The organism is Nonomuraea diastatica, from assembly GCF_004349015.1.
In the GTDB taxonomy this organism is placed as follows: Bacteria; Actinomycetota; Actinomycetes; order Streptosporangiales; family Streptosporangiaceae; genus Nonomuraea; species Nonomuraea diastatica.
The window spans coordinates 1-20074 of the sequence record NZ_SMKP01000127.1; the positions used below are offsets into that span (position 1 = coordinate 1).

General features: G+C 71.4%; 15 protein-coding genes. 5 read left to right on the forward strand and 10 right to left on the reverse strand.

All coding sequences use genetic code 11. The features are described from left to right. Positions 1 to 514: 514 nt before the first annotated feature. From E1294_RS56370 to holA, 3 genes are all read left to right on the forward strand, one after another. The gene (locus tag E1294_RS56370) at positions 515 to 1111 is read left to right on the forward strand and encodes a ComEA family DNA-binding protein (RefSeq protein ID WP_181958599.1); all 597 of its coding nucleotides are present in this window, start codon (positions 515 to 517) and stop codon (positions 1109 to 1111) included. Between the two features lies 1 nt (position 1112). Next, on the forward strand, positions 1113 to 3884 hold the full coding sequence (locus tag E1294_RS56375; RefSeq protein ID WP_246083499.1) for a ComEC/Rec2 family competence protein: 2772 nt from the start codon (positions 1113 to 1115) through the stop codon (positions 3882 to 3884). A gap of 362 nt (positions 3885 to 4246) precedes the next feature. Next, a complete protein-coding gene (holA, locus tag E1294_RS34695) occupies positions 4247 to 5218 on the forward strand; it encodes a DNA polymerase III subunit delta (RefSeq protein WP_132515203.1) in 972 nt (323 codons plus the stop codon). A 375-nt stretch (positions 5219 to 5593) separates the two neighbouring features. On the opposite strand, the gene E1294_RS34700 is transcribed toward holA, so the two are convergent. From E1294_RS34700 to E1294_RS34725, 6 genes are all read right to left on the reverse strand, one after another. Then, positions 5594 to 6286: an ABC transporter ATP-binding protein gene (locus E1294_RS34700; protein ID WP_246083500.1), complete on the reverse strand. Its 693-nt coding sequence runs from the start codon at positions 6284 to 6286 to the stop codon at positions 5594 to 5596. Beyond that, positions 6279 to 7205, reverse strand: a complete 927-nt coding sequence (locus tag E1294_RS34705; protein ID WP_132515204.1) for an ABC transporter ATP-binding protein — start codon at positions 7203 to 7205, stop codon at positions 6279 to 6281. Before E1294_RS34705 ends, E1294_RS34700 begins: the two co-directional genes overlap by 8 nt. A 136-nt stretch (positions 7206 to 7341) precedes the next feature. Then, positions 7342 to 9936 carry an FtsX-like permease family protein gene (locus E1294_RS34710; RefSeq protein WP_132515205.1) on the reverse strand — a complete coding sequence of 865 codons (2595 nt, stop codon included), beginning with the start codon at positions 9934 to 9936 and terminating at the stop codon, positions 7342 to 7344. Beyond that, positions 9933 to 12989: an ABC transporter permease gene (locus E1294_RS34715; protein ID WP_132515206.1), complete on the reverse strand. Its 3057-nt coding sequence runs from the start codon at positions 12987 to 12989 to the stop codon at positions 9933 to 9935. Before E1294_RS34715 ends, E1294_RS34710 begins: the two co-directional genes overlap by 4 nt. Positions 12990 to 13176: 187 nt before the next feature. Then, complete coding sequence (rpsT, locus tag E1294_RS34720) at positions 13177 to 13446, reverse strand: 30S ribosomal protein S20 (RefSeq protein ID WP_132515207.1); 270 nt, start codon at positions 13444 to 13446, stop codon at positions 13177 to 13179. Between the two features lie 153 nt (positions 13447 to 13599). Then, positions 13600 to 14589, reverse strand: coding sequence for a glycoside hydrolase family 18 protein (locus E1294_RS34725; protein ID WP_132515208.1), 990 nt, complete (start codon positions 14587 to 14589; stop codon positions 13600 to 13602). Positions 14590 to 14603: 14 nt separating this feature from the next. On the opposite strand from E1294_RS34725, the gene lepA reads away from it, so the two are divergent. Beyond that, positions 14604 to 16475, forward strand: coding sequence for a translation elongation factor 4 (gene lepA, locus E1294_RS34730; RefSeq protein ID WP_165977628.1), 1872 nt, complete (start codon positions 14604 to 14606; stop codon positions 16473 to 16475). A 27-nt stretch (positions 16476 to 16502) separates the two neighbouring features. Here the strand turns inward: lepA and E1294_RS34735 are convergent, their stop codons facing one another. Both E1294_RS34735 and E1294_RS34740 read right to left on the reverse strand, forming a co-directional pair. After that, positions 16503 to 16919 (reverse strand): acyl-CoA thioesterase, encoded by a 417-nt coding sequence (locus E1294_RS34735; protein ID WP_132515210.1) that lies wholly within the window; start codon positions 16917 to 16919, stop codon positions 16503 to 16505. Then, positions 16916 to 17221, reverse strand: coding sequence for a hypothetical protein (locus tag E1294_RS34740; RefSeq protein ID WP_132515211.1), 306 nt, complete (start codon positions 17219 to 17221; stop codon positions 16916 to 16918). The genes E1294_RS34735 and E1294_RS34740 overlap by 4 nt, the downstream gene beginning before the upstream one ends. 46 nt (positions 17222 to 17267) lie before the next feature. Here E1294_RS34740 and E1294_RS34745 point away from each other — a divergent pair, with 46 nt between their 5' ends. Next, entirely contained in the window at positions 17268 to 17762 is a 495-nt protein-coding gene (locus E1294_RS34745; RefSeq protein WP_132515212.1) for a GNAT family N-acetyltransferase, read from the forward strand. A gap of 12 nt (positions 17763 to 17774) precedes the next feature. Here E1294_RS34745 and E1294_RS34750 read toward each other — a convergent pair whose 3' ends face one another. Beyond that, positions 17775 to 19358 (reverse strand): DUF6297 family protein, encoded by a 1584-nt coding sequence (locus E1294_RS34750; protein ID WP_246083501.1) that lies wholly within the window; start codon positions 19356 to 19358, stop codon positions 17775 to 17777. Beyond that, the gene (gene ccmA, locus E1294_RS34755) at positions 19355 to 19978 is read right to left on the reverse strand and encodes a heme ABC exporter ATP-binding protein CcmA (protein WP_132515213.1); all 624 of its coding nucleotides are present in this window, start codon (positions 19976 to 19978) and stop codon (positions 19355 to 19357) included. The genes E1294_RS34750 and ccmA overlap by 4 nt, the downstream gene beginning before the upstream one ends. Positions 19979 to 20074 lie beyond the last annotated feature (96 nt).

Genomic DNA, 20074 nt, shown 5'->3' on the forward strand with positions numbered 1-20074 from the left:
GTGGGGCGCTCGCCAACCCGCCGACGGGCGAAGAATGCCGTACACCACCGGCTCCCACACCGGTCCCGCCCACGGCCCCCGCGACTCGTCTCCTCAGACGTCGCGGTCCGTGGTCGGTTTCCATGAGGTCTCTGACCGCGCTCTGGAGGAGCCGCCGTCCGTTGACGGTGTCCGTGAGGCCCTTGACCGCTCTCCTCAGGCGTCGCGGTTCGTGGTTGGTGTCCCTGAGACTCATGAGACCATCGGCCGCGTCTCCGGGGAGTCTGGGGAGCCGCCGCAGACCGTGGAGCGCGCTCATGAGGCATGTGGGCCTTCTGAGGCCCTCGACCTGGCCCCTGAGCCACTGTGGTCCTTCGACAGCGCCTACGACACCTCACAGCCTTCACGCCTGTCACCTCACCCACCTCACTCAGAGCCCGCACGGACAGCATCATCCGCACGGAGAGCACAGACCGCACAGCGGCGCGGTCCCGCCCCGGTTCCCCCCACATTCCAGGCGTTCCGTTCGGCCCTGGTGTCCCAGAGCCCTGCCCTCGATCCCGGCAAGCCCGGTTTGCGTGTCCTCGTGGCCGTGGGCGCCCTGGCCATAGCCGTCGCGGCGTTCATCGTCTGGCGATCCCAGCCCTCGCCCGCGCCGCTGCCACCACCCACCCCCGTGTCGTCGCCGGCCCCGTCCACGACTCCCACCGCACCCAAGGTGACCGTCCACGTGGCAGGCAAGATCCGTAGACCCGGCGTCTACCTGCTCCCCTCAGGCGCCAGAGTCACGGATGCGGTGACCGCGGCCGGGGGAGTGTCACGAGGAGCCTCCACGGATGCGCTCAATCTCGCCAGACGCCTGATCGACGGAGAGCAGATAGTCGTGGGCGCACCTCCCGGCACGGTGCCCCAGGGTTCGCCGATCACGGGCCCTGCGGGGGGCCTCATCGACCTCAACACCGCCACACCGGACCAGCTCGAAGAACTGCCAGGCGTGGGCGAGGTGCTGGCGGCACGCATAGCCGAGTTCCGTACCACCCACGGCGGTTTCACCTCCATCGACCAGCTCCGCGAGGTCAGCGGCATAGGGCCGCGCACGTTCGACGGGATCAAGCCGAAGGTGCGCGTCTGACATGACCGACCATCCGCTCCCGCCCGTCTCAGGCAAGAGCCACGCCTGGCCCCTGCTGCTCCCCGCGATCGCCGCCTGGGCCTGTGCGCTGATCCTGCTCGGGTGTTCCGCACGCACCGGCATGGTCGTCACCCTGGCCGCGGCCCTCGGTGCCGTCGCCGTGGCCTGGCGCACCCGTTCACTCCCCCGACGGCTGATGCCGCAGTCTCGGTGGTTCAGGTCTGCGTGGTCGCCGTCCTGGCGGGCTGTGCGAGGGGCGATCTCGCCGTCGCACCGCAACGTGGAGGACGGACGCTCAACCGGCGGGGCGGCCGCATGGCGCGGTGTCATCCTGGCCACCCTCGTCTGCGCGTCCGCGGCGTCCGGATCAGTCGCCTTCCGGGTGCACGCCGTGACCACCGGTCCGGTGGCCGAACTCGCAGCCAGGAACGCCTCCGTCATCGCCCAGATCGCGCTCACGGACGACCCGAGACGCAGATCCAGCCGGAGCATCCCCTTCGCCCAGGACAGCTACGTGACCCCGGCCACCCTGACGCTCATCCGCACGGCCGGGGCCAGGCAGGCCGTCAACGTCCCCGTCATCGTCTTCTCCAGCGGAGCAGCCTGGGCCCGCCTCCTCCCCAGCCAGCACCTCGAAGTCACCGGCCGGCTCGCCGGCCCCACCTCGGGCGATCTGGTGGCGGCCGTCCTTCTGGTACGCGGCCCGCCGCGGGTCCTGACCCCACCGTCGGAGCTCCAGACGGTGGCGGGCGCCCTCAGGTCGGGCCTGCGGGCCGCCGCCGACGTGCTCCCTCCCGACCAGCGCGGCCTTCTTCCCGGCCTGGTCGTCGGCGACGTCTCGCGTATGGACCCGCAGGTCGCGGCCGACCTCAAGGGAGCCGGTCTGAACCACCTGAACGCGGTAAGCGGGGCGAATCTCGCCATTGTCGCGGGCGCGATGCTGGCCCTCTCTCGCCTGTTCGGCTTCCCGCTGCCCGTACGCGCCGTTCTGGCCGCGCTCTCCATGCTCGCGTTCGCCGTGGTGGCCCGTCCGTCCCCGAGCGTCCTGCGTGCTCTCCTCATGGGCCTCGCCGCCGCCGTCGCGCTGGGCACCGGCAGGGCACGAGATGGTTTCGCGGCCCTTTCGGCAACGGTTCTCCTTCTGGTGCTCTTCGTCCCAGAACTCGCCCGCTCCTACGGCTTCGCCCTCTCGGTGGCCGCCACCGCCGGGATCCTCCTCCTCGCCCCTCGCTGGCGCGACAGACTGTCGGCGGCCCAGCAAGACGACAGCGACGCACCACCACCACAGGACCGGAGCGCGGGGCCACGACCGCATCCGCGTGGCGCGCCCTGGCCCGCACTGGGCGGTGACCCGGGGCGTGTCCGAAACGATCCGCAGGCCCGTGTCCGAAGCGATTCGCAGGTCCGTGACCGAAGCGATCCGGAGGGGAGCGGCCGAAGCGATCCGCAGGGGCGCGATCAGGACGGCGGGCTGTGGCGCGACGTGAGGAACGGCTCGAGAGCGGCGGAGAGCCGGCGGGGAAAGTCCCGGTCATCGGTGCGGTTGCCACGCTGGCTCGCCGAGGCCATCGCCGTGCCGGCGGCGGCGCAGGTTGCGGTGACACCGGTTCTGGTGTTGATGTCGGGACAGCTCACACCCGTCGCTCTCATCGCCAACCTCCTCGTGGCTCCGGCGGTCGCTCCCGCGACCCTGCTGGGTTTCGGGGCGGCTCTGGTGACCCCCGTGTGGCTTGACGGGGCCCGGTTCATGGTGGTCCCGGCTGGTTACGCGGTCGGTTGGATCATCACGGTCGCCCGATGGTCGGTGAGCCTGCCGTACGCCACCGTGCCGTGGCCGGGCGGCCTTCCCGGATTGGGGTTGCTCGCGCTCGCGGTGGCGGTCGGAATACTGATCCTGCGGCGTCGCGCCTGGCGGGCGATCGCGTTGACGGCGGCCGGTGCCGCTCTGGTGGCGGTGCTGGTGATCCGGCCGATCGCGACGCCCTGGCCGCCCAAGGGCTGGCTCATGGTGATGTGCGACGTGGGCCAGGGAGACGGGATCGTCGTCGCGGCAGGGCCAGGACGAGGGGTCGTGGTGGACACAGGGCCCGATCCGGTCGCGATGGACCGGTGCCTGCGCGGCCTCGGCGTCGAAGATGTTCCGCTGCTCGTCCTCACCCATCCGCATGCCGACCATGTGGGCGGACTGCCCGGAGTGCTCCGGGACCGGCGCGTCGGCGCGGTGGTCGTCAGCCCGCAGCGGGCCATGGCGCGAGCCTCCGCACGCGTCTCGGGCACGCTGGAGGGGCGCCGGATACCGGAATGGACGGTCTCGCCGGGGACTCGCTGGACGTTCGGCCCGTCAGAGGTGACCGTGCTCGCCCCCGACCCGGCCTCCGGCGAGGTGACGGGCCAGGGCGAGGGCAGCGCGATCAACAACTCCAGCGTGGTGCTCCACGTACGCTGGCGATCGGGCTCCGTGCTGCTCAGCGGCGATCTGGAGACCGAGGCCCAGGAAGAGGTGTTACGCCGCTCCGCGATCCGGGCCGACATCCTGAAGATCCCGCACCATGGATCCAACAGGCAGTCGCCCGCCTTCCTGGAAGCCGTGGGTGCTCGCGCCGCGCTGATCAGCGTGGGGTCGGACAACGGCTACGGCCATCCGGCGCCTTCCACGCTCGCGCTGCTGCGCAGGCTCGGCGCCGCCGTCCACCGGACCGACCACTCAGGGGATCTCGCCGTGGTGGAGACAGAAGGGGGAATGGCCGTGGTCTCTCGCGGCCCCGCACCCTGACACCGCACACTGCAAGGGGGGTACGAGCGCGGCCGCTCCCGGACGCCTCCGCCCGGCACTTCGCGGCGGAGCTGGAGGAGGACGCAGTCTCCGGGTACGGCGCCGACTGGGAGAAGGGCTACCGCGTGACGTTCGACACCGGGACAGCGGCGGGCAGAGGCCGCCCGTCGCCGGATTCGCCCGCGGCCTGCAGCGAGTGGACGGTGCCATGTGCTGCTTGGGGTGAGCTTGTGCGGGTGATGCTTCGTTCCACCAGGTGTGGTCGAGCCTCCCGCAGGCCGAGTTCGACGATGAGGCGGGGCTTCCTCCCGCGTTGCCGCGGCGAGTACGTGGTTGTCTCTGGCGTCTGGCATGCTTCCCCCATGGCGGGAACCGATCCAGCGCTTGTGACCTTGGTTGTCGGCGATGAGGAGTTGCTGGCCGAGAGGGCGGTGAGCGGTGTCGTCGCGGCGGCGAGGGCCGCTGATCCCGAGTCCGAGGTGCACGACCTCCTGGGCGGCAAAGTGTCGGTGGGCGAGCTGACGCAGTTGACCTCTCCGTCGCTTTTCGGCGGCCGCTCCGTCATCGTGATCCGGTCGGCGCAAGATTTGCCGAAAGACGTCATCGCCGAGGTCGTGGCCTTTGCCAAGCAGCCCTCCGACGACACCGTGATGGTGCTGGCGCATCCGGGAGGGGTCAAAGGCAAGGCGTTGGTCGACGGGGTGAAGAAGGCCAAGGCCCACGTGGTCACCGTCAACAGGGTGACCAAGGCGGGGGAGCGGCTGGAGTTCATCAAAGGGGAGTTCAAGCGTGCGGGCCGGAGCATTTCCGGTGACGCCGCCACGGCGCTGCTCGATGCCGTGGGAAATGATCTCCGGGAGCTGGCGGCCGCCTGCAGCCAGCTGGTGTTCGACACCGAGGGCAAGACGATCAACGCGTCCGCCGTGGCGCGCTACCACAAGGGCCGGGCCGAGGTGACCGGCTTCAACGTGGCTGACTCCGCGATCGAGGGGCGGCTGGCCGAGGCACTGGAACAACTGCGGTGGGCGCTCGGCACCGGCGTCGCCCCCGTGCTGCTGGTGAGCGCGTTGGCAAATGGGCTGCGGTCGCTGGCCAAGGTCGCGAGCGCGCCGCGCAGCCTGCGGGGTGGTCAACTGGCCAGTCATGTCGGTATGCCGCCGTGGAAGGCCGACCGGGTGAAGCGGCAGCTGAACGGCTGGGGTCCCCTCGGATTGTCGAAGGCCATCCAGGCGGTGGCCGAAGCGGATGAACAAGTCAAGGGCGGCGGCGCCGACCCGGCTTACGCACTCGAACACACGGTGCAGGTGATCGTAGCCAACCGCACCGGACGGTGATCGTTGCCCGCACCGGATGGTGATTGCCACTGATCGTGCGGGTCGGTGATCCGGGGTCGGCTGTGCCGGTCGGTGGTTGTGGTTGTTCATGGGGGGCGGCGGTTGGGGCTGGCTGTGCCGGGTGCTGGTTGTGGTTGGTGGTGCCGGTCGGTGGTCGGGGCAGGTTGTGCCGGTCGGGGTTGTGGCTGGTCATGTGGGTCGGTGGTCGGGGTTGTTATGCCGGTCGGTGGTTGGCGGTCGTGCGTGAAGCGGAGTTTTGGGCGGGGTCGAGGGCTTGGGTGAGGTGAAGGTTTTGGATGAGGCAGGCGCTTACGCCCTGGGAAGAGGCCCCGGCGGGGGCGTGTGGGAAGGTGTCGCCGACGGCGGCGAACGACGTCAGGTGAGGGCCTCCTCACGGACCACGCCGTCACTGATCTCCAGTACGCGGTCGGCCAGCGTCATGAGGCTCGGGTCGTGGGTGGCGACCAGGGCGGTGACCCCTTCGCTCCGTACGAGTGCCCGCAGCAGCTCCATGATCTGCCGTCCCGTCTGCGAGTCGAGCTGCCCGGTCGGCTCGTCGGCCACCAGCAGGCGCGGCCGGTTCGCCAGCGAGCGCGCGATCGCCACCCGCTGCCGCTGCCCTCCGGACAGTTCGTACGGCCGCTGGTTGACGTGCTGTTCCAGCCCTACGAGCGCCAGCAACATCCGGATCCGCTCCTCGCGTTCCTGCACCGGCATGCGCACCAGCCGCATCGGCACGCCGACGTTCTCGGCCGCCGACAGCACGGGGATCAGCCCGAACGACTGGAACACGAACCCCACCACGTCTCTGCGCAGGGCGAGCAGTTCGTCGTCGGACATGGCGGTGACCTCGTGCCCGTTCACGACCACCCGTCCGGCGTCCGGTTTGTCCAGGCCGCCGATCTGGTTGAGCAGCGTCGTCTTGCCCGACCCCGACCGCCCGCGGATCGCGACGAGTTCCCCGGGGAACACCGAGAACGATACGTCCCGCAGCGCCTCGACCTCCTTGGGCCCGCTCCGGTAGACCTTGCGCACCCCTTCCACCACGACCAAGGGCGACTCATTCACCTGACGGCTCCTCTCGCGCGGGCCACACGCCGATGTGGTCGGATTCGAGCTCGAGACGCACCCGGCGTTCCATCTCAAGGGCGTTCATGAAGTCGCGCGGGAGTTGCAGGCGCCCCACCCGGTCGAGTACGGCGTACTCCTCGGCGATGATCTGACCTTCGGCGTCCTCGCGCCGCAGCGTCTCGCTGCTGGTGCGGCCGTCGCGGATGCCCACCGTCCGGTCGACCTGCTCGGACACCAGCAGGTCGTGGGTGACGACCACGACGGTCACTCCCAGCTCCCTGTTGGCCTTGCGCAGCGCGTCGAACACCAGCTCCGACGTCTCGGTGTCCAGTTCGCCCGTCGGCTCGTCGGCGAGGATGAGCTGCGGGGAGTTGGCGAGGGCGACGGCGATGGCCGCCCGCTGTTGCTCGCCGCCCGACATTTCGGGAGTTTTGCGGTTGGCGCAGTAGCCGACGCCGAGCAGTTCCAGCAGCTCGCCCGCCCGCTCCCGCCGTTCCCCGCGGCCGCCGGCCAGCTTCATCGGCAGCTCGACGTTCTCCTTGGCGGTGAGGTACGGCAGCAGGTTGCGGGCCGTCTGCTGCCAGATGAAGCCGACCACGGAACGTCGGTAGTGCAGCCGGGCGCGGGCGTTCATCGACAGCAGATCCATGCCCGCCACCCTCGCCACCCCGGCCGTCGGGACGTCGAGCCCGGACAGCACGTTGAGCAGCGTCGACTTGCCCGAGCCCGACGCGCCCACGATGGCCACCAGCTCGCCCTTGTCGATCACCAGGTCCAGGCCCTGCAGCGCGACGACCTCGACACCTTCGGTCTTGTAGATGCGCACGAGGTTGTCGCACACGATGTGCGCGTCGCCGCCGAACGCGGCCTTCTGCCGCGTGGCCTTCGCTTCCAGTTCGGACAGGGTGGGGTTCAACGGTATCTCCTTCGCCGGAGGCCCCGGGCGCGCGCCCTCGGGGAAGATGGCCGGCCCGCGCGCACGAGCCGGCCGCGTCGTACCACAGCGCCGGGCGGAACATTCCGGCGGCTGGGGCCCTGGTGCAGCGGTGAGGTCACGTGAGGTCCCCCACTCGCAGGACGGTGCCGAGTCTGCGCCGGCGGCTGACGGCGGTGTGGGTGTAGGCGCCGAGCACGGCGGCGGCGGCCAGCCCGGCCGCCAGCGCGCTCGGCAGGAACAGGTCGAGAGAGTAGTCGCCGACGGGCAGGTCGCCGGCGTAGGAGGACAGGTCGACGCCGGGCCCGAGTGCGGCGGGCAGGCCGAGGCCCAGGCCGAGCCCGACCAGCGTGGTGACGAGGATCACGGGGAGGATTTCCAGCACGGTCAGCCGCTGTGCCTGACGCTCCGACAGGCCGAGGGTTCGCAGGAACGACACCGCCCTGGCCCGGTCGGCCGCCCCGACCACCAGCGCCAGCACGACGGCGACCAGCGCGTACGCGGCCAGCGCGACCGTCACGACGAGCATGGTCCAGCGTACGGCGCTCGTCAGCGGGTCGTCCTGGATGGCCCGCAGCGTGCCGTGCTGCGACACCACGGTGGCCGACGGGACCAGCCGTTTCAACGCGTCGACGGAGGCGTCCCCCTTGATCAGCAGGGTGTTCACCGCCGGCCGGGTCAGCACGTCGATGGGCACGACGAGGAACTTGCCCTTGGTGAAGAAGCCGGGCACCGACGCGATCACGCCGCGTGTGGGGAGCTTCAGCCGCGACTGCCAGCCGATCTCGAACGTCCCCCGCCCCTGCAACTCGGGGGAGACGAGCGCGCCGCTGGGCAGGTCGGGCAGGCCGAAGGGGGCCTCGCCCATGAGCCGCCGCCACTGCGCGACGTCCACGGCGATGGCCTCGGCCCGCTCCGCCCCGTAGCCGACCTGCACGCGGGCGGTCTGCGCGGGCACCACCTGTTCCACGCCGGCGGCCCCGCGTACCCGCTCGATGGCCTCGGCGGGGATCTCGATGTTCGACGTCATCTTGATCGGCGCGCCCACCTGCTGCCAGGACGCCCGGGTCTGCGTGCCGGCGATCCCGTCGGAGATCACCGCGGCGAACACCGAAACGCCCAGCGCGGGCAGCAGGATCAGCACGGGCAGCACGCTGGCGGAGCGCGCCCTGGCCGCCCTGGTCAGGCCCAGGAACGGCACCGCCGCCCGGCCGCGCGCGGTCAGCCGGACGAGCAGGCGCAGCGGGAAGGGATAGCAGCGCAGGGTGATCAGCGCTGCCGCCAGCGTCAGCGCGATCGGCACCAGCAGCAGGAACGGGTCCTGCCCCGCTGAGTCGGTCAGCCCGCGCGCCCGCAGCAGGTAGGCCCCGGCCAGCGCCAGCACGATGACCAGCGCCTCCAGCGTGATCCGCTTGGCGGAGGGCCGGGCGGTGGCGACGTCGTCGCGGCGTTCGTGGAGCGGCGTGCGATAGGTCACGGCGAGCCGCGTGGCGGCGTAGCCGACGGTCACGACGATCACGAGGACCGGCCCGGCGTGCACGATCGGCAGGACGGGGCCGGGCACGAGGTACGACAGCGCGTACCCGGCCAGGGCCGCGGGCGCCTCGGCCAGCCCGGTCAGCGCCGCGCCCGTGCCCGCGACCTGGCGCAGCGACCCGCCGCGGGCGCGGGCCAGGGTGAGCGTGTGCTCCATCCGGTCGGCCAGCAACTGCACGCCCAGCACGAGGACGCCGAGCGCGACGGCGAGCAGGCCGCCGAGCACGAGGTACATCACGGTCTCGGCGGTGGCCAGCGCGGCGCGGAAGTCGCCGAGCAGCTTGGGCAGCCCGGTGACCAGGCGGTAGGGGCTGGCGGTGCCGGTCGACTGGATGCCGATCAGGCGGTCGAAGTCGGCGATCGCGGCGGTGAGACGGGGGACGTCCAGGGCGTTCGCCGTCGTGGCGTCGACGGGCAGGACCCAGTGGTAGGCCAGGTGGCGTCCTTCGCCGCTGAGCACGCTCAGCCCGTCGTCGGACATCAGCGAGGTGATGTGCTTCTCGAAGTCCAGCGAGCCCGGCGGCTGGATCTTCGTGACGCGCAGGATGTCGAGGTTGTGGTCCCAGTAGCGGTCGCCGGGGTCCTTGGCCTCGAAGGCGCCGACGATCTTCACGGCGATGTAGTCGTTCTCGCCGAGCGTTTTCGTGTCGCCCACCCGCAGGTCCATCTCCCGCAGGGCCTCTGCCACGACCCCGACCTCGAACACCGGGATCGTCTCGCCGTCGTACCGCGTCGTGCCGGGTTTGCCGGGAGGCCGCCCCTGGACCCAGGTCACGCGCCGGTCGGCGTCGGACAGCCAGCCGAGATTGAAGAACTGGGTGCCGCTGGTCCCGGTGATCGGCGTGACGGTGGTCTTGGCGCTCGTGTGGCTGGAGCCGGTGCCCGCGGGCGTGATGAGCGGGCGCAGCCCCGGAGGCAGGAGGTCGCGCCATTCGCGGTCGCGGGCGGCGAACTGGTCGCGTTCGTGGAGATCCTCCCCACGCGAGTCCGGCGCCACGGCCACGGTGAGGTCGGCCTGCTGGGCGGCCGCGGTGCTCAGCGAGCGCCGCAGCGCCTGGTCGAACGACGCCTGCATCCCCCTGGGCAGGCCCGCGATCAGCAGGCAGGCGCTGATCGTCAGCACGGAGAGCGCGGCGACGGTGCCCAGGTGCACCCGCGCGAGCAGCAAGATCCTCACTGTTCCTCCCGGACAACGAGCCCTTGCCTGCGCAGGTTGCGTGCCAGACCGGCCACGATGGCGAGCAACACCGCCGCGACCAGCACCAGCATCGCGAGGGTGGCTGCCCACGGGATGTCGAGCAGCACCCCTGGTGTGACGGCCGAGGCCTGCCCGGTCAGGACGATGTGCGGAACGACCAGCGTGCCGACGACCACGGCCAGCCCCGTGCCCGCCGCCAGGGACAGGCCGATGACGAACGCCTGCTCGACCGCCAGCATCCCGAACACCTGCCTGGAGCTCACCCCGAGCGCCCGCAGAATCCCGAACTCGGCCATCCGCTCGCGCGCCGCGACCGCCGCGTTCACCAGGAAACCGAGCGCCGCGAACACCAGCGCCGCGAGGAAGCCGAGCATCAGCGCCCCTTGCAGCCCGCTGGCCAGCGGGTCGTCCTGGAGCTGGGCCGCCAGCGCGCGCTGGTCGAGCGGGGTGACGTCCCATTCCGGCCGGCTCTTGAGCACCCGCACCGCGGCCGTGGTGTCGTCGGCCGCGAGCCACCACTCGGTGGCGGGCCTGGGCAGTTGCGCCGCGGCCAGATCGCTCGCCTGCAGCGTCTCCCAGTCGGCGAGCACCGCCGGCAGGCCCGCCGTGGCCGTCGGCATCGTCCGCACGACGGCCACCACCTTGATCTCCAGGACCCTGCGGTCGATGCTGGCCCGCCCGACCTGACCGACGCCCATCTTGAGCGAGGCGGCCAGGTCGGACGTGAGCACGACGGGCAGCGGCGCCTCCGGGCGCGTCCCGAAGGTGGCCACGGCCGGCCGGGTGTCGTCCGCCTCCATCGAGACCGGAGGCGTCGCGAGCTCGCGGTCGTCGACGCTCAGGCCGGTCAGCGTCAGGTTCGCGGCGCTCTCCCGAGCGCCGGCGACCAGGCCGCGCAGAGCGACCGGGTACGTGATCTTCCCGCTCTGCCCCGCCAGCGCCTTGAGGCTCACCTCCACGCGGTTGTCTCCGGGCCTCAGCACGCCGAGCGGCACGTCGCGCCAGACGCCGAGCCCGTCGGACAACACCAGCCGCAGCGGCAGGTCGGCGTCCGTCTTCGCGCGGAGGGCGAGCGTCGTCGGCCGCCCGGGAAGTTCGAGCCTGCCCGCGGGCGCCCCCACCAGCTCGCGTGACATGCCCGTGACCGGCTGCGCCGACAGGTCGGGCCGCAGCTGGAACACCTCGCCGAGCTTGCTCGCCTCGAGGCCGATCAGCACCGCGCTCTCGCCGCCCACCTCGGTCTGCCCGCGGAAGCCGGGGGAGGCCGCCGTCACGCCCGGCAGCGCGGTGAACGCCGTCCCGCGCCCCAGCGACCCCAGTTCCGGACCGTCAGCGGGATCCGACAGGCGCAGGTCGGCCCCCGCCTGGTGGCGCGCCTGGTCGAGCTGCGAGGTGCGCCAGGTGGACGTGGTGGCCAGGGAGACGATGCCGATCGCGATCGCCATGGTCAGCAGCAGCGCCGGGCCCGCATACCTGAGCGGCCGCCTGGCCACCTGCCAGGCGCCCAGCGCGGGGGCGAGCGTGGGCCGCTGGGAGGTCAGCCGCTCGGCCAGCTTCGAGATGCGCGGCACCAGCCGCAGCCCCAGCATGCCGCCCGTGAGCAGGGCCAGCGCGGGCCCGGAGATGATCAGCGGGTCGATGCCGAGCCCGCCGCCCGCCGTCGCGGTCACGGGCGCGCCGTAGTGCTGGAGTTGCCAGATCGCCAGCCCGGCCACGACCAGCAGCGCCACGTCGGCGCCCGCACGTTCGATCAGGCCGCGCCCGCCGCTGCGGCCGCGCGCCGACTGCTCCTCCACGTACGTGCGCCGCGCGCCCGCCAGCGCCGGCAACAGGAGCAGCACCGCCGAGGCCAGGGCCACGCCGACCGACACGAGGAACGTGCCCAGGCCGGCGGCGGGAGAAAGCCGCACGCCCGAGGACCTGATCCACGGCAGCGTGTTGACCAGGGCGAGCAGCGGCGGGCCCAGGAACGGCGCGACGATCGCGCACGGCACCGCCACCAGCAGCGCCTCGCCCCCGGCCAGGGCCGCCAGGCGCACCGTACCCGCGCCGCGCGAGCGCAGCAGCGCCACCTCCATGCGCCGGTGGTCGGCGAGCAGCCGCGCGGTGAGCATCAGCGCGTACGCCGCCAGCAGCAGCAACTGCAGCACCGGGATCAGCATGGTGGAGCGGGCCACCAGGGACGCGGTGTCGAGCTGGGTGAGCATCTCGGGCAGATGGCCGGTGATCGTGCACCGCTCGCAGCCGTCCGCCTTCAGCCGCTCGCCCACCTGGCCGAGCGCGGCGGCCATCGGGCGCAGTTGCTCGGGCGTCAGCGCGCTCAGGTCGGGGACGGCGGTCCAGGTGGCGTTGACGTTGCTGGCAAAGCGGGCGATGAACGTCTCGCGCGCCACCATCAGCGGCCCGTACGTGGTGAAGTCGCTGCGGTCCACGCCCCTGGCCAGCAACTGCTCGCCGGCCCAGCGCGCGCCGGAGGGGTCGTTGAGCTGGAAGACGCCGACGACGCGGACCTTGACCGGGCGCGGGTCGAGGCGGCCTCGCGTGGTGAACTCGTCGCCCGTCTCGAAGCCGGTGGCCGAGGAGGCCGACAACGAGATCGCGGCCTGCACGTGGCCGCCGCCGTCGCGCGGCCAGGCGCCGGAGATGAGCCTGGCGTGCCGGTCGATCCCGTCGTAGCTGCCGAACCTGAGCAGTTCGGGCCGCTCCTTGCCCTCGTGGCCGGGCAGCACGTAGGAGTCGGAGCGGAAGCTGGTGGTGATGGCGGGGGGCCGGGTGTAGGCCCGGCCGAGCTCGGCGCGTACGGACCGGTCGAAGGCGGGGAACGTCTCCGCGGTCACTGGCGCGCTGATGGTGGCGGCCGTCTGCTCGAACGACGCCGTCTCCATCGTCCTGCGGACGCCTGCCTCGGCGATGGAGGAGGCGTACATGGTCAGCGCGACCAGCGTGGTGGTGGCCAGCAGGATCGACCCGAACGCGGCCAGGAGGAGCAACGGTTCGCTGAACGCCCGTTTGACGACCAGCGGCCCCCGCATGTGCCCCCCTTTTGCCTGATTAGCTGCACTTTCGGGCACACGCGGGACAGAGGGCAAGGTGATCTTTGTAACGGTGACGGAGCCGATACGGGGTGGCGACGCCCGTGTGATATCGAAACTGTGACAAAAGCCTGGCGAAACGGAAAACGCCGCACCCCTCAGGGGATGCGGCGTCTCTGCTGCTGCGCTATTTGGCGGACAGCGCCGCGGCCTGCCTGGCGATCGCGGACTTGCGGTTGGCGGCCTGGTTCTTGTGGATGACGCCCTTGCTGACGGCCTTGTCGAGCTGACGGGCGGCGGCCCGCTGCAGCGCGACGGCCTGCTCGACGTCGCCCTGCTCGGCGGCCTCGCGGAACCTGCGGACGGCCGTCTTCAGCGACGACTTGACCGCCTTGTTGCGCAGGCGAGCCTTCTCGTTCTGCTTGTTGCGCTTGATCTGGGACTTGATGTTCGCCACGAAGAAGCCTCGGTGAAAGTCAGTGATGGATGGGGCGCGCGGGCTCGATGAGAGGGCGCGCCACACGCAGTTGAACAGATTACCAATAACCCAGGCGGCTGCTCAAATCAACGGCCTGGGAAAAGTGGGTCCGTCCATCAGTGTACGGGGAGCTCAGGCCATCCAGCGCGTCATGTACTCCCGCCAGTCGTCCTCCGTGGCGGCGAAGTCGACGTAGAGGGCCAGCCCGAAGCGCTCGCGGCGGCCGTGCTCCGTCAGGGTCAGTTTGGCGCCCTCGGCGGCCATCTCGACGCTCTCGGCGTAGTCGGCCCAGGGCACGCCGTGGTCATGGTAGGCGGGCGCGCCGATGAACAGGAACTTCTCGTCGGGCACCAGGCCGAGGGCCAGCTCCGCCTGCCGGGCCGCGTATCCGCCGTAGAGCGACGGCAGCGGGGTGAACGAGTCGTACGTCATGATCGCGACCTGGTCGACCCGGCTCACGACCTGGGTGAAGTAGCCCGATGACCAGTACTTGTCGTGGCCCAGGACGGCCCTCGCCGCCAGGCGCATGCCGGGATAGGGCTCGATCTGCGGGCTGGCGGTGGACAGCAGTTTCGTGTGCCGCCGGGTCTCGTCGAGGAGCTCCAGGAACTCGGTGTCGCCGTCGCCGATCGGCTCGAAGTTGTAGTGGATGCCGTCGTAGCCGGCCTTCATGATGGCGGCGACGCCGGCCAGGATGTTCTTGCGCGCCTGGGGATCGTCGAGGTCGAGGCCGTTCTTGACGGCCTGGCCGAGCCAGGCGGAGACGCGGACGGCGGGGAGGTGCTCACGCATCCACGTCACGAAATTACCGGCTTTGGGGTATTTGGCGGGGTCGAGGCGGCCGTCCCACTCGAAGGGGCCCGAGTGAACGTACACGTCCTTGACGCCCGTGCCGCGCAGCCGCACCGCCAACTGCTCGACGTCGCGCTCCGTGCGGCGGCCGTCCACCCACGCGTGTCCCAGCCACAGGGCGTCATTGCCCGTGCTCTTCGCCCATGCCGCCGGGGCACCGGTAAACTGGATGCGGAGCGTGGCGGCGAGGAGGCCGACCAGCGCCACCACGATGGCCAAGGCAAGCGCGAGCAGGCGCAGGCCGCGGCGGATGACGGTCCGGGCATTCATCCGGGCATGTCACCATGAAAGACTGCTTGACCTCAACCCTGTCGAAACGGACTTCGGTGCGCACTCAGCCTGGCCAGACCGACCCCGAGTTGATCCGCAACTTCTGCATCATCGCGCATATCGACCACGGCAAGTCGACCCTTGCCGACCGGATGCTGCAGATCACCGGGGTGGTCGACGAACGTTCCATGCGCGCTCAATATCTCGACAGGATGGACATCGAGCGCGAACGCGGCATCACGATCAAGTCGCAGGCCGTGCGGCTCCCGTGGGACGGCCACGTGCTCAACATGATCGACACGCCGGGCCACGTCGACTTCACCTACGAGGTGTCGCGGTCGCTGCAGGCGTGCGAGGGCGCGATCCTGCTGGTCGACGCGGCGCAGGGCATCGAGGCGCAGACGCTGGCCAATCTCTATCTGGCCATGAACGCCGACCTGCACATCATCCCCGTCCTCAACAAGATCGACCTGCCCGCGGCCCAGCCGGAGAAGTTCGCCGAGGAGCTGGCGGGCCTGATCGGCTGTGACCCGTCCGACGTGCTCAGGGTGTCGGGCAAGACAGGCGAGGGCGTGCGCGAACTGCTCGACCACGTGGTCGCGACCGTGCCAGGGCCGGTCGGCGACGCCGACGCGGCCGCCCGCGCGCTGATCTTCGACTCGGTCTACGACACCTACCGCGGCGTGGTGACGTACGTCCGGGTCATCGACGGGCACCTCGGCAAGCGCGAGCGCATCCTCATGATGTCCACCATGGCCACGCACGAGACGCTGGAGATCGGCGTCATCTCGCCCGAGCCCAAGGTCGCCGAGCGCGGGCTGGGCGTCGGCGAGGTGGGCTACCTGATCACGGGCGTGAAGGACGTGCGGCAGTCGCGGGTCGGCGACACGGTGACGGCCGCGGCCAAGCCCGCCCCCGAGATGCTGGCCGGCTACGAGCACCCCAAGCCGATGGTGTTCTCCGGGCTCTATCCGATCGACGGCGACCAATATCCCGAGCTGCGCGAGGCACTCGACAAGCTGCAGCTCAACGACGCCGCGCTGGTCTACGAGCCGGAGACGTCAGCCGCGCTCGGCTTCGGTTTCCGCGTCGGGTTCCTCGGGCTGCTGCACATGGAGATCGTCCGCGAGCGGCTGGAGCGCGAGTTCGGGCTGTCGCTGATCTCCACGGCGCCCAACGTGGTCTACCGCGTGGTCATGGAGGACGGCAAGGAGCTCACGGTCACCAACCCGTCGGAGTTCCCCACCGGGGGGAAGATCGCGCAGGTCTTCGAGCCGGTCACCAAGTCCACGCTCCTGGCGCCGGCCGAGTTCATCGGCGCGATCATGGAGATCTGCCAGGGGCGGCGCGGTCAGCTGCTCGGCATGGACTACCTGTCGGAAGACCGGGTCGAGATCCGCTACACGCTTCCGCTGGCCGAGATCATCTTCGACTTCTTCGACCAGCTGAAGTCGCGCACCCGCGGCTACGCCTCACTCGACTACGAGCCCGCGGGCGAGCAGGAGTCCGAGCTGGTCAAGGTCGACATCCTGCTGCAGGGCGAGCCGGTCGACGCCTTCAGCGCGATCGTCCACAAGGAGAAGGCCTACGCCTACGGCGTCGACATGGCGAAGAAGCTGCGCGAGCTGATCCCGAGGCAGCAGTTCGAGGTGCCGATCCAGGCCGCCATCGGAGCCAGGGTCATCGCCCGCGAGAACATCCGCGCCATCCGCAAGGACGTCCTGGCCAAGTGCTACGGCGGCGACATCTCCCGTAAGCGCAAGCTGCTGGAGAAGCAGAAGGAAGGCAAGAAGCGGATGAAGATGGTCGGCCGCGTCGAGGTGCCGCAGGAGGCCTTCGTCGCCGCGCTGTCCACCGACTCCAGCGCCGACAAGGCCAAGAAGTAGGCCCCCCGCGGCCCCGCAACCCGAGACCTACAACCCGAGCACGTCCGGCGTCCGCGCGAGCGCGCGCCAGCGGGTCTTCGGGTCGTCGAGCAGGCGGCGAGCCTGGAGATCCATGAGCCCGCCGACGCCGGTCATCTCCGCCGCCAGCTCACCGTCCGGCTTCCTGAACTCCTGCCTGACCCGGAACGTCTTCCCCTCGCCCCACTCGAACGCACACGTCACCTCGACCTCGTCGCCGGCGCGCAGCTCGCGGTGATAGCGGATGGTGGTCTCCAGGGTCACGGGGCCGACGCCTCTGTCCCACAGCTCGTCGGCCGCGATGCCGGCCTCGCGCAGGCACTCCCAGCGGGCGTGGTCACCGTACTGGAAATAGACCGCGTTGTTGACGTGGCCCTGCCCGTCGAGCTCGTAGGCGCGCACGGCGATGCGCACGGAAAAGGTCATGATCGCTCCTCCAGCCAGGCGTGTGATCGGGCGGTGAGATAGCGCAGGCCGTCGTCGCCGATCTCCACCCAGTCGCCGCGCGCCCACCCGCCCGTCGTCTGCGGGGCGAACCCGTGCCGCTGGAACAGCGCCGACGCCTCCTTCTGGGTGAGCCCGCGCCGCCCCCACTCCTCGATGACGCGCGCCGTGCGCTCGTCCTCGCTCGACTCCGGCTCGCCCAGCGCGGTGGCCAGCTCTTCCAGCCCGCGGGCGATGAGCCGCAACGAGGATTGGAGCTTCGGTATGTCCACCACATCGCCCATCGATCGATATCAATTGCTGAGCGATTGTACAGACTACGCTAAAAGGATGGAAGTGGTACGGACGGCACGATTGGTCCTCTCTCGTGTCACCGCCGACGATCTCGACGCCGTGCACGAGATCCACTCCGATCCGCGAACGAGCGTCTACCACCCCGACGGTCCCGTGACCGACGTGGAATCCAGCCGCGCCATGCTGGACCTGTGGCTGGCCGACTGGGAGGAGCGGGGGCTCGGCTACTGGGCGGTGCGCCGCACGGGCGAGTCGCATGTGCTCGGCTTCGGCGGCCTGCGCCGCGCGGTCGTGGACCAGGAAGAGGTGCTCAACCTGTACTACCGCTTCCGGCCGTCGGCTTGGGGGCAGGGATACGCGCTGGAGCTGGCCAAGGCGGCGCTACGGGTAGGAGAGGGTTTGGGCGGCCCGGTCGTGGCGGTGATCCGCGAGGTCAACGAGCCGTCGCGGAAGGTGGCCGAGAAGGCGGGCATGCACAAGGACCGCACGATCCCGTACGGGGGCGTGCCGAGCGACGTGTACGTCGCCTGAGCACCGGAGGGATCAACCTGCCTGGCGCGTGCCGGCGCGCAGCACGTAACCCGCCAGGACCAGCGCGCTTACCACGCCCTGGGCCGCGAGCAGGGCGCCCAGACCGTTCGCGGGAACCAGCGGCGCCGACAGGGCGGGCAGGCATCCCAGCACGGCCAGGTCCGCACCCGTGGCCGCCCAGATCAGCGGCCCGGTCGGAATCGCGCCGCCCGGGGTGTCGAGCACCGGCATGGAGTGATCGACGGGGCTGCGCCTGGCCATCCGCAGCGCGCCGGCCGCAAGCGCGGGAGCCGCCAGCGGCCCGAGCACCCACCAGGCTCCTGACCACGCCCCGCCGGCCACGGCCTCCCCTGGCCACACCCCGCCGGCCACGGTCTCCGCTCCAGGGATGCCGCCTGCGATCAGGGCCGGCCCGGCCAGTGCCAGGGCCGTCCAGGCGCCGCTCAGCACCATGGGAAGCACGGCACGGCCCGCCAGCGCCGGGCGACGGCCCACCCCGATCAGCCGGGCCATGGCCGGGTTGTCGTTGTCCCTGCGCGCCCCGGACACGCCGGTGCAGGCCACGGCCAGCGCCCCCGCCAGCACGGCCGCCCAGAGCGTGAAATGCGGGACGCCCGCCTGGGCCAGCACGGCGGGCAGCGCGGCCGTCGCCGTCATGGTCGCCAGCCGCCGGGGCCTGCGGGCCAGGCGGAGCCAGTCATGCCAGGCCAGAGCGAGTGGCGCGGGCAACGACGGCCAGCGGCGCGAGCGGAGTTTCCTGGCCCGCCAGTGGTTGTCGTCGGCGATCCAGGTGAGCGCGCCGGGGTCGAGTGTCGTGGTCGCGTTGGCCACATGGCCCGCCCGGGTGGAGGCGCCGACCAGGGTGCGGGCGGGGATCCGGCCGAGCGCCGCCCACGCCCGCCCCGCCAGCAGCCCGGAGAGCACGGCGCTGCCCGCGACGGCGGCCGCGAGCGCGGGCAGCGGCGCGCCCGCCGCGACCGCCGGCGCCGAACGCAGCTGACCGCTCATGGCCACCACGGCCAGTACCACCAGCGCGGCGATCGCGGCGGTCAGCCAGACCTGCCAGGACTGGGAGGCCTGGCCGAGCACCGCCAGCGCCATCCCGCCCACGGCCGCCGAGACGCCGAGCGCCAGTGCGGCGAGTAGCCGCCACACGAGCTGGTCGGGCGCGCCCAGCACCGCCAGCGCGCCAAGGCCCAGCAGGAGACCGGCCACGACCGCCACCGTGGTGAGCGTCCGCGCCGTGCGGCCGAGCAGATGCCGCCGGTTCAGCGGGGAGAGCAGCAACCAGGTCGCGTCGGGGGCGGGCAGCAGCACCGGCCCCGCCGTCCTCGCGGCGGCCAGGAAACCGGCCATGGCCAGTGCCACCAGTGCCACGCCCGCCCCCATACGCCCGGGCTCGGCGGATCCGGCCAAACCGCCGACCACGGTGGAGATGGGCTGACCGGCCACGGCGACCAGCACCGCCAGCCCGAACACGGTGACGTAGCGGTCGGCCAGGCTCACGGGGGCACGGCCGCGCGAGCGCAGGTAGGCGCGTACCGACCGCACGCCGGTCTCGGCCCCGGGCATCCGGGGCGGGTGCGGGCCTGTCATGCGGTGACTCCTGACGGGGAGACCAGGCGGGCGTGGGAGGCCAGGCCGTCGTCATGCGTGGCCATGACGACGGTGCCGCCCTCGGCCGCGTAGTCGTCGAGCAGCCCGGCCAGGCGCGAACGGAAGGCGGAATCGAGCCCGCGTTCCGGCTCGTCGAGCAGGAGCAGTGTGCTCGGCCTGAGCAGAGTGGCGGCCAGGCAGAGGCGCTGGCGCTGGCCGGTGGACAGGTTCAGCGGGGCCGCGTCGTCCCGCTCGGCCAGGGCGAACACGTCGAGCGCCGCGTCCACGGTCATGCGGGGCGTGGTGTGCACAGCGACCATCAGCTCCAGGTGCTCGCGAGCGGTGAGCCCCGGATACCAGGCCGGCTCGTCGCCCAGCAGCGCGACCCGGGCCCAGAAACGCGCGTCGTCGGCTGGCGGCTCCCCGAACACCCGGACCTCGCCGGACGTGGCGGGCTGGAGGCCGGCCAGGCAGCGGAGCAGCGTCGACTTGCCACACCCGTTGGGGCCGACCACTGCCACGATCTCGCCCGGTGCCACGGTCAGCCGCAGGTCCTGCAGCACGGGATTGGCGCCCAGCTCGACCGCGAGGCCTGTCACTTCGATGATCGACTCGTACACCGTACGAGTGTAGCCAATGGCGCAGGTTGCGCGGAACGAGGGCCATCGCCGTGTGCGCGAGGAGGCCGCGATCGCCGTCGGCAGTGCGGCGATCGC